Below are 430 nucleotides of genomic sequence, written 5' to 3' on the forward strand. Positions count from 1 at the left end.
AACTTCGAGCGCCTGCTCGGGGACGGCTCGCGCTACGGCGTGAACCTCTCCTACGCGGAGCAGCCCTCGCCGGACGGCCTGGCGCAGGCCTTCACCATCGGCGAGGACTTCATCGGCGGAGAGCCGTGCGCCCTGGTGCTGGGCGACAACATCTTCTACGGCAACGGCTTGTCCCGCCACCTGACGCGCGCCGTCCAGAACGCCGAGTCGGGCCGCGCCACGGTCTTCGGCTACCACGTGGACGACCCCGAGCGCTTCGGCGTCGTGGAGTTCGACCGCGAGGGGAGGGCCGTCTCCATCGAGGAGAAGCCCGAGCGCCCCAAGAGCTCCTACGCCGTCACCGGCCTGTACTTCTACCCGGGCGACGTGGCCGCCAAGGCGCATAGGGTGGAGCCGTCGGCCCGCGGCGAGCTCGAGATCACCACGCTCA

1 protein-coding gene is annotated in these 430 nt (G+C 70.2%); it reads left to right on the forward strand.

Annotated elements, in window-relative coordinates; genetic code table 11:
• The coding region (locus DW233_RS10510) for a sugar nucleotidyltransferase (RefSeq protein ID WP_255413637.1) at positions 1-430 on the forward strand (430 nt) is incomplete at both ends.

Origin of the sequence: Collinsella sp. AM20-15AC, from assembly GCF_003471405.1 — a bacterium.
GTDB lineage: Bacteria > Actinomycetota > Coriobacteriia > Coriobacteriales > Coriobacteriaceae > Collinsella.